We start from the raw sequence: 9498 nt of genomic DNA on the forward strand, positions 1-9498 counted from the left end.
AGTCCTGCGCAAGACGGGGGCCACATTAAGTGGCCCCCTTTGCGTGCGGAACTCGCGACAGACCTTTCCCGTGCCTTCGCCTGCCGCCGCCCCTCACCCGTTGCGGGTTGAGTGGGCTGATAAAGAAACTGCGCTCACCTCATGGTAGAAGCGTGGCCTGTCATGCGAATCGCGGAAACTGTGTCCCAGAATTCACGTCCGGAGTGGGATGCAGTTTCCGCTTGAGGGCCTGTTGGGAAAGCGCATCCCACTTCAAGAGTAAATTCCGGGTCGCACTTTCCGCTAAGGCTCTCAACCGGAAAGTGCATCCCATTCCAAGCCTTAATTCCGGGACACAGTTTCCGGACAAGGCGTAAAGCGGAAAGTGTATCCCAGTCTGAGCGCCGATTCCGGGACGCACTTTCCGAAACCCTGCCCATCTGGAAAGCCCGTCCCACGCTCAATACATCCAGCGGATGCAGGAGAGCGTGTCTTCCAGGACGGCCTCGTCATCGGGGTGATGGAAAATGTCGCCCCACACGCTTGCCACGGTTGCTCCCGCGAGTGTCAAGAAAAAGCCTCGAGGATTTCGAGGCTTTCGCTTCTGTATTATTTCGCACGCGCGGCAGCGATAGACCTACTCGCCCAGCACGGCCTTCTTGGCGGCTGCCGCCATGTTGTCCAGATCTTCCTTGGTCGGATGGTCCTTCGCGGCAACCCAGTTGTCGAGCAGCATCTTAGCGCGGGCGTTGTCGGGATCTTGCTCGAGCATGGCCTCGTAGCGCTGCTTGACCGCAGGGCCCATCTTGCCCTGGCACATCGCCCAACCTACAAGCTCGGCATCATTGGCCAAATTGGAGGTCACGCGATCGATAATCTGCTGATAATAGCTCTGGTCGGCGCCAAAACCGCAGGTGCCAAACAAAAAGACGCGCTTGCCGTGCAAGGTGGAGAGCAACGCCGCGACCGAAGGCGTGCACGCGCCCTTGTCACACCAAAAACCGACGAGCACCGTGTCGGCCGCACAGGCGCCCTGCGCCTCGAGCGCAACCTGATCTGCATCCGCATCGTCGCTCAACGCCGCGGCATGGACAAACTCAACACCCGCAGCCTGCAGAGCGCGCTTGATCGCGCCCGAAACCATCCTGGTATTACCGCTCTTGCTGTTAACCACCAAAGAGCACGTCATAGTCACGTTGCCTCGTTTCCCCCAAAACTAAAGCCACTAATGCAATTTATTAGATGAATATCTTAGTACCAACGTGACAGATGTAAACCACCGGCCGCTAATCGGTGGCCCCTACTGGGCAAACTGGCTGCGGTAAAGATCGGCATAGAAGCCGTCTGCCGCCAGCAGCTCGTCGTGTGTGCCGCGCTCGATAATCTCGCCGTCGCGCATCACCAGAATGCAGTCGGCGTTGCGAATGGTGCTCAGGCGGTGCGCCACCACAAAGCTTGTGCGACCGGCCATGAGCTCGTCGAATGCCGCCTGCACCTGCAGCTCGGTGCGGGTATCGATGCTCGAGGTCGCCTCGTCCAGCAGCAAGATCGCCGGGTCGGTGAGCATGACGCGCGCGATGCACAGCAGCTGTTTTTGACCCTGGCTAAACGTGCCGCCGTCCTCACCAATCACCGTGTTGTAGCCCTGCGGCAGCTGCACGATAAACTTGTGCGCATGCGCGCGCTTGGCAGCTTCGATAACCTGCTCGCGCGTGGCATCGGGACAGCCGTAGGCTATGTTATCTGCCACCGTGCCCTCGAACAGCCACGTATCCTGCAACACCATGCCAAAGGCACGGCGCAGGCTTGCGCGCGTGTAGTCACGCGAGGAACGGCCATCGACCGCAATGCGGCCGGCATCGATATCATAGAAACGCAGCAGCAAATTGATGAGCGTTGTCTTGCCACAGCCCGTAGGGCCGACCAGGGCAAAGCGCATGCCGGGCTTGGCCTCGATGCAGATATCCTGCAGCAGCTTGCGGTCGGACACGTAGCTAAAGTCCACATGCTCAAAGGCGACCTCGCCCTGCGGTGCGGCAAGCTCTATAGCGTCCGACGCGTCGGGCTCCTGCTCGCGCGCATCGAGCAGCGCAAACATGCGGCGCGCCGAGGCATACGCCGCCTGGATCTGCGTAATGACGTTGGTGACCTCGTTGAACGGCTTGGTGTACTGGTTAGCATAGGACAGAAAGATCTGCACGCCGCCCACCGTAAGCGCCGCCGGCACGCCCATGATCACGCCCGCGCAGCCGATCACAGCGACCACGGCATAGATGATGTTATTGATAAAGCGCGTGCCGGGGTTGGAGAGCGAACCCATAAACTGCGCGCGCTCGCCCGCGGTGTAGAGCTCGGCATTGAGGGCATCGAAGCTCGCTTGCGCGTTGGAGCCATAGGCAAAAGCGTCGACAAGCTTCTGCTCGCCCACGTACTCCTCGATATGACCACCGAGCTGGCCTTGGATGCGCTGCTGTGCCGTAAAGCTTTTGTTGGAGAGCTTGGCAATAGCACCGGCTGCAAAAATGGAAAGCGGCGTGACGAGCACCACCACGAGCGTCATGGTCAGGTTGATGGAGAGCATAAACGCGAGCGTGCCCACGATGGTGATAACGCCGGTGAAAAGCTGGGTAAAGCCCTGCAGCAGGCCATCGCCCACCTGATCGACGTCGTTAACCACGCGGCCCATAAGGTCGCCGTGGGCATGGCTGTCGATAAAGCTGAGCGGCATGCGGCTGAGCTTGTCGCTCGCCTCCACGCGCATGTCGCGCACCGTCTCGTAGGACAGGCGGTTGACGCAGTAGCCCTGCAGCCACTGGAAAGCCGCAGCACCTACGACGACAATCGCGAGCTTGGTGACAAGCGGCAGCAGCGCATCGAAGTCCACCTGCCCGGCGGCGACGATCAGGTCGATGCCCTCGCCGACGAGGATGGGCGTGTAGAGCTGCAAGATCACCGAAGCGGCGGCACTCACAAACGACGCTACAAACGAAATGCGGTGCGGACGAACATAGCCCAGCAGGCGGCGAGTTACCGCGCCCACGGGATAGCGCTCGGGATCGCCGGGCTGACGCGGGCCGTCACCCAAGTCACTGAGGTTATCGTTGCCGGACACGTTGGCCGTCATCGTGGCGACCGAACCGGAGGAAGTGTAGGGATTCATTTAGCAGCCCTCCTTTGCGCAGACGGATGCGGGGGCGGTCGAGGCGCCTGGGGCGGACGCGGGGCTTGGAGCGGGCGTGGGCGCCGTACTCCCCTGCTGACCCTCGAGCTCCTCGCGGCGAAGCTGCGACTGGCAAATCTCGCGGTAGAGCTGGCAGCTTGCATACAGCTCATCGTGCGTGCCCAAGCCCGCGACCGAGCCGTGGTCGAGTACGCAAATCACGTCGGCGTCGCGCACGGTCGAGACGCGCTGACTCACGATGATGGTCGTCAGCGGCAGCCCGCCCTCGGCGGCACCGCGCACGCTGCGCTCGCGAATGGCATGACGAAGCGCCGCGTCGGTCTTAAAGTCGAGCGCCGAAGCGGAGTCATCCATGATCAATATCTGAGGCGAGCCCACTAAGGCACGTGCGATGGTCAGGCGCTGGCGCTGGCCACCGCTAAAGTTCTTGCCGCCCGCCTCGACCGGGGCATCGAGGCCCCGCGGCTTGTTGCGCACAAACTCGCTGGCCTGCGCCATATCGAGCGCCGCCCAAAGCTCCTCGTCGGTTGCCGCCTCGTCGCGCCAGGTCAGGTTGCTGCGGATAGTGCCGCTCACCAGCGATGCACGTTGCGGAACGGTTGCAACCACACGGCGCAGCTGGTCGAGCGGCCAGGTTCGCACGTCGGCACCCATCACGCTCACGCTGCCGGTGCTCGCATCGTACAGGCGTGGGATAAGCGAGACGAGTGTGGACTTGCCGCTGCCCGTGCCGCCGATAATGCCGAGCGTTTTGCCCGCCGGCAGCTCCAGGGTCACATCGTTGACGGCGTTGGCAGCGCCCGCGCCAAACGAAAAGCTCGCATGGTCAAAGCTCAGTGCGGGAACCGGAACAGCGCCACCCGCCAGTTCGCTCGGCTTGGGCAGCGCGACCGGCTGGTTGCCCTCGTCGGTGATGCTCGGCTCACAATTGAACACCTCGTTGATGCGCGACGCGCTGGCGCTCGCCTTGGTAAAGACTACGACCAGGTTGGCGACGTACACGATGGAGGTGAGCGTCTGCGTCATGTAGTTGACGAACGCCATAACCTGGCCCTGCGTAAGCTCGCCCACGTTGACCTGGATGCCGCCCACCCACAGGATGGCGCACACGCCCAGGTTCATCACCAAAAACGTTACGGGGTTAAGGATCGACGAGAGCTTGCCTACCGCGATGGCGGTATGGGCCTGGTCGTCGGCGGCTTGGGCAAAGCGCTCACGCTCGTGATCTTCGCGTACAAAGGAGCGGACCACGCGGGCGCCCGAAAGGCCCTCGCGGCAGACAAGCGCGATGCGGTCGAGCTTTGCCTGCAGCTGCTTGTAGTACGGAATGCAGCGCGCCATGACAAACCAAAACACCAAGCCGATGGCGGGCGTGCAAACCAAAAAGATCACGCCGAGCTTAAGGTCGATGGCAAGGGCCGCGCACATGGAGCCCACCGCCAGGAAGGGCCAGCGGATGAGCATGCGCACGCCCAGCGCCACGGCGAGCTGCACCTGGTTGACATCGTTGGTGATGCGCGTGATGAGCGACGGCGTGCCAAAGCGATCGAGTTCGGCATAGCTCAGCTTATTGATGTGCTGGTAGAGTGCGCCGCGGATGTCGGTGCCCATGCCCTGCGAGGTGAGCGCCGCCATCTTTTGGCAAACAAGCGTAAACGAGATGCCGATCACAGCCATGGCGGCGAGCACCATACCGTAGTGGACGACGGCGTTGACATCGCGTGCGCCAATACCCTTATCGATCATCTGGGCAATCACCAGCGGCGTAAGCAGGTCAAAAATCACTTCGATCAACTTACACGCAGGGCCAATCACCATATACCGGAGAAACTTACCACCAAAACGCCTGAGCAGCTCAATCATAGAAGGCGCTCCCTGTCATCATCTCTCTTCAATCTGATTCATGATAGTACGGAGCGCCCTGGAGATGCGTAAGCAACTCGTTACAGATGTAAGGGCGACGGTCACTAGCGCCCAAGGCATGTAGCAGCCGATGTTTTGGGAACGCCAGCGAGCGCCGCAAGACACGGGATTCAATTCTTCAGATAAATGCGCCCTCTACGGGTGATTTTTGGACGAAGTGGTCCCGGTGCCGGCGGGCTGTTTGGTAGTCGAGCGATCCCGCAGGCAAAGCCGAGGACCAGCGAGACACCAAACAGCCCGCCGGCACCGGGACCGCATCGCGGCACCAAAAAGCGCCCGTGCGCTCGATGGATTCGGATGCCCGACAGAGGCTCCTTATGGCTGCTTCCTTCCGGACCTGACCAGATTCGGAACATGTCGTCATCCGAACCCATCGAGCGCGCTTGGCGCTCGGTATATCTTACCCGCTCCTGCCCGATGGGGCAAGGTAGCTAATTTGGGACGGGGCCAAAAAGACTACTTTTGAGTTGCGGTGGAATAGTTCCTGTTTTACGGCCAAGGCCAAAAACAGGAACTATTCCACCGCAACTTATTGAGACTTGCTTGGATAAACTTAAATACGGCCGAGGTCGTAGGCTCGAGCGGCTGCCTCGCCGGCACAGATGAGGTTGGTTGTGGCTTCCTGGGGGTCGAGCGCTTGGTCAAGGGGCATGGGTCTGCGGCAGACCGGCAGAACCAAGTCGATACCCTGTCCATACACCGCATCCAGGTTGTCGGCACGACCGCCCACGACGGCGACCACCGGCTTGCTATATCGCTTCGCACGACGGGCCACGCCCACCGGCGCCTTACCGGCGGCGGATTGCTCGTCCATATTGCCCTCGCCCGTTATGACCAGGTCGGCATCGCGCACGCACTCGTCAAACCCAATCAAATCGAGCACCGTCTCCACGCCCGAGCGCAGCTCCGCACCGAGCGCCAGCAGCGCGGCACCCAAGCCGCCGGCAGCACCGGCACCGGGCACACCAAGCACCGATCCAAATGACCGTGCACCCTCGGGCGCGCGCAGAAGCTTCTGGGCTCGCATCTCGAAAATCGCCGCATCGAGTAGACGACCGTAGCCGACCATCCATCCGTCGTATTTGCCCAGGTCCTCGGCATCCCCCGTCGGCAGACCCTTCTGCCCGCCAAACACCGTCAGGGCGCCTCGGCGCCCCACGAGCGGATTCTCAACATCGGAAAGCACCACGATACGCACGCCATTCAGCGCCCGAAGCGCTGGCGCCAAATCGATACTCACCACGTGTTCGAGACCCGCAAGACCGGGGGCGATATTGCAGCCCTGATCATCGACCACACGCGCGCCCAGCGCCTGCAGCATACCGGCGCCGCCATCGTTGGTAGCGCTGCCGCCCAAGCCAATATAGATAGTCTTTGCCCCAGCACGGACCGCGCGAAGCATGAGCTCGCCCACGCCATAGGTCGAAGCCGCGATCGCCGCCGATTCCGTGCAGGGCGAATACCCAATACCCGCCGCCTCGGCCATCTCAACTACAGCCGACTCGTGCTCGCCGTCCACCAGCATCCGGGCAGACACGCGATCGCCCAAGGGCCCTGCAACCTCGCAGGTCAAAAGCTCGCCGCCGCGCGCGGCGACGGCATCGAGCGTTCCCTCGCCACCATCTGCCAGCGGCAATGTGCACACATCGGCATCGGGCCACACCTGGCACACGCCTTCGGCAACGGCCGCCTCCGCCTGTGCACTCGAAACGCTGCCCTTAAAGGAGTCGATCGCCAGCAGCACACGGCGGGGCCGGCGGCACGCGACACCAAAATCGACCGCCTCAACGGCAATATCTTCGGCACACGTGAGTGCCTTGGCATGAGCGGCATGCGCCTCAAGATCGGCCCCACAACCGCAGACAGCACCATCGGTGTCACGCAGCCCACTAAAATAGCCGCTCAACACCTCACGACACTCGTCTGCCAGCACGCCGGCGGTCACATTAAACCGATGGTTCAGGCGCGAATCGGCATTGAGGTCATACAGCGAGCCCACCGCGCCCGCCTTGGCATCGGCCGCGCCATACACGCAACGCCCCACGCGCGCGTTAACCATAAGCCCCGCACACATGCAGCAGGGTTCGAGCGTCACGTAGACCGTACAATCGGAAAGACGCCAACGCCCAAGCGTCTGAGCGGCGGCGCACAGGGCCAAAAACTCGGCATGTGCCGAAGGGTCCTGGTCGAGCTCACGGCGATTATGCGCCCTCGCGACAATCTCGCCCGCACGCACCACCACAGCACCAATCGGCACCTCGCCCACTGTCGCAGCGGCGCGCGCCTCCGCCAGCGCCTCGCGCATGAACTTCTCGTCGATTTCGGTGATCGTCATCGTTCGCCTTCCCTGTTGCAAATTCAAAACGATGCTATCATTACGACTCACGGAGAGATGGCAGAGCGGTTGAATGCGGCGGTCTTGAAAACCGTTGAGCGCGAGAGCGTTCCGGGGGTTCGAATCCCCCTCTCTCCGCCACCTTAGTGATTCACCGGCGTCATGGTGCGCTCAAACAGCGCATCGACCACGTCGGCCATCTCGGGTCGACGCTCAAGATCGTGGCCCGATTCCCACCAATTTGTGAACACTCGAATAATGCCACCGGCGATAAATTCCGATGTCGTCTCGAGCGAAACGGGCGCCAGGGCGTCTTCGGCAAGCGAGCTCATCACGCGCTCACGGATGGAATGCGCGATGCGGTCGCAAATCATGCCGGTCAGCATGCCCGACATGCTGCTCGCCAAAAGGTTATCCATGAGCTGCTCATGCGCCAGTACCATATTCATGGCATCGTCAAAGACCTCATGGCGAAGCGCCTGTACATCCACAAGTGGCTCCGCGTCCGCTGCGTCGGTCTGGTTTTGCGGCAAGCCCGTCATAAGCTCATCGATATAGAAGGCAAAATAATCGTTTTTATCGCGAAAATGCTTATAGAACGTCGTGCGGCGAATCAGGGCCCGGTCGCAAAGCATGGCAACCGTCAAATCCTCAAACCGATGCTCTTCCAAAAGCTCGGTAAAGGCGTCGAACAGGGCACGATAGGTTTTCTTGATGCGAAGGTCCATCCGTATCGCCATCCTCAAGGCGTAGACAGCATTCCGTAATTTGTCGCATATCTTACACCTGTACCAACCGTTCGATATTGGCGCCCCCTCCCTGGTTGAAACAAAACGCTTACCGGAAAGTTCGGCACCGCCAAAGGTTGCGGGTATACTAGATACGTTATACCAACAACGGCCGGCGCAAAACGCCGCTGCCATTCGAAACGGAGACATCATGCTTCCCGTCATCATCGGTATCGTTGTTGTCGTTGTGATCGTCTGCGCCATCGCTGGCATCTACAACAACATGGTTACCAAGCGCAATCGTATCGATAACGCCTGGCAGAACATTGACACGCAGCTGCAGCGCCGCAACGACCTGATCCCCAACCTGGTCGAGACCGTCAAGGGCTACGCCAAGCACGAGCAGGACACGCTCGCCGCCGTGATCAACGCGCGCAACACCGCCGTAAGCGCCACCACCCCCGAGGCCAAAATGGAAGCCGACAACGTGCTGACCGGTGCACTGCGCCAGCTCTTTGCCGTGGCCGAGGCCTACCCCGACCTTAAGGCGAACACCAACTTTATGCAGCTCCAGGCTACGCTCGAGGACACCGAGAACAAGGTGAGCTACGCGCGCCAGAGCTACAACGACTGCGTGCTCAGCTACAACAACGCCATCCAGACGTTCCCGGCCGTTATCTTTGCCGGCATCTTCCAGTTTAAGGAGCGCCAGGGCTTCGAGGCCGCCGAAGCTGCCCGCCAGGCACCGACCGTCAAGTTCTAACAGATCCGCAGCGTATCCTTAATCGGGTATATGCATAAACCGCATAAACCGCCCCGTCGAATGCATACTTCGACGGGGCGGTTGCTTTTTGCCCACAGGTACCCCAGAGGGCGGCGTGCAAATTTTGGAGTTTTCAGCATCCTGGAGCCCAAAGGAACAGGAACGGGCCCACAAAACCGCGTTGAAAACCCTGATTCTGAGCCCTCAACACCTCAGGGATCACTCATTTTCTACAGGATGCGGCTCACGGCGCCTGACTTTCGCCCAAAATCCCGTATGCATGCGCACCCGGCTGCTGAAAACTCCCAAAAATGTACGCCCCGTCCCACCCCAGGCGAGCGGCAACCGGAAAACCGCGCACGCACCTCTTCCTGGTGCGCGGTTTTCCTACAGAACTGCGCGGGGTCACTAGGGCCAAGCTCCTTATGGAGCCCACACCCAGGCGCACTCCGCAGGACGAAAGAACCCCCGCCGCACGTTGAACTGCCTCCCATTTCTTGGACATGAGAAATGGGAGGCTTTTTATGCGTGTCGACTTGAGGGTGAAGCACGACATCGAGGCCAGGAAGGCGGCGATCGGGCTCTTCGA

6 protein-coding genes, 1 tRNA gene and 1 other RNA gene are annotated in these 9498 nt (G+C 60.9%); 2 read left to right on the forward strand and 6 right to left on the reverse strand.

The annotated features are described in order from the left end of the window. Window positions 1–616: 616 nt before the first annotated feature. From bilS to tadA, 5 genes are all read right to left on the reverse strand, one after another. Entirely contained in the window at window positions 617–1168 is a 552-nt protein-coding gene (bilS, locus tag ACTNBB_RS07655; RefSeq protein WP_154517851.1) for a flavodoxin family protein BilS, read from the reverse strand. A 111-nt stretch (window positions 1169–1279) separates the two neighbouring features. Next, a complete protein-coding gene (locus ACTNBB_RS07660; RefSeq protein WP_441057568.1) occupies window positions 1280–3139 on the reverse strand; it encodes an ABC transporter ATP-binding protein in 1860 nt (619 codons plus the stop codon). Next, complete coding sequence (locus tag ACTNBB_RS07665; RefSeq protein WP_441057565.1) at window positions 3140–5023, reverse strand: ABC transporter ATP-binding protein; 1884 nt, start codon at window positions 5021–5023, stop codon at window positions 3140–3142. A gap of 341 nt (window positions 5024–5364) precedes the next feature. Next, window positions 5365–5460, reverse strand: an RNA gene (ffs, locus tag ACTNBB_RS07670) — signal recognition particle sRNA small type. 176 nt (window positions 5461–5636) lie between these two features. After that, window positions 5637–7418: a tRNA adenosine(34) deaminase TadA gene (gene tadA / locus ACTNBB_RS07675; RefSeq protein ID WP_441057563.1), complete on the reverse strand. Its 1782-nt coding sequence runs from the start codon at window positions 7416–7418 to the stop codon at window positions 5637–5639. Between the two features lie 51 nt (window positions 7419–7469). On the opposite strand from tadA, the gene ACTNBB_RS07680 reads away from it, so the two are divergent. Further along, window positions 7470–7559, forward strand: a tRNA-Ser gene (locus tag ACTNBB_RS07680). 2 nt (window positions 7560–7561) lie between these two features. On the opposite strand, the gene ACTNBB_RS07685 is transcribed toward ACTNBB_RS07680, so the two are convergent. Next, window positions 7562–8146, reverse strand: a complete 585-nt coding sequence (locus tag ACTNBB_RS07685) for a TetR/AcrR family transcriptional regulator (protein ID WP_427747789.1) — start codon at window positions 8144–8146, stop codon at window positions 7562–7564. 211 nt (window positions 8147–8357) lie between these two features. Between ACTNBB_RS07685 and ACTNBB_RS07690 the strand changes: the two genes are divergently transcribed. After that, window positions 8358–8909, forward strand: coding sequence for a LemA family protein (locus tag ACTNBB_RS07690; protein ID WP_427719860.1), 552 nt, complete (start codon window positions 8358–8360; stop codon window positions 8907–8909). Window positions 8910–9498: the final 589 nt, after the last annotated feature.

The organism is Collinsella sp. HCP28S3_B9 (genome assembly GCF_052066095.1).
GTDB lineage: Bacteria > Actinomycetota > Coriobacteriia > Coriobacteriales > Coriobacteriaceae > Collinsella.

Coding starts and splice junctions, on each gene's coding strand:
- ACTNBB_RS07660 (WP_441057568.1), bottom strand. CDS start 3,139: ATGAATCCCTACACTTCCTCCGGTTCGGTCGCCACGATGACGGCCAAC.
- tadA (WP_441057563.1), bottom strand. CDS start 7,418: ATGACGATCACCGAAATCGACGAGAAGTTCATGCGCGAGGCGCTGGCG.
- ACTNBB_RS07665 (WP_441057565.1), bottom strand. CDS start 5,023: ATGATTGAGCTGCTCAGGCGTTTTGGTGGTAAGTTTCTCCGGTATATG.
- bilS (WP_154517851.1), bottom strand. CDS start 1,168: ATGACGTGCTCTTTGGTGGTTAACAGCAAGAGCGGTAATACCAGGATG.
- ACTNBB_RS07685 (WP_427747789.1), bottom strand. CDS start 8,146: ATGGACCTTCGCATCAAGAAAACCTATCGTGCCCTGTTCGACGCCTTT.
- ACTNBB_RS07690 (WP_427719860.1), top strand. CDS start 8,358: ATGCTTCCCGTCATCATCGGTATCGTTGTTGTCGTTGTGATCGTCTGC.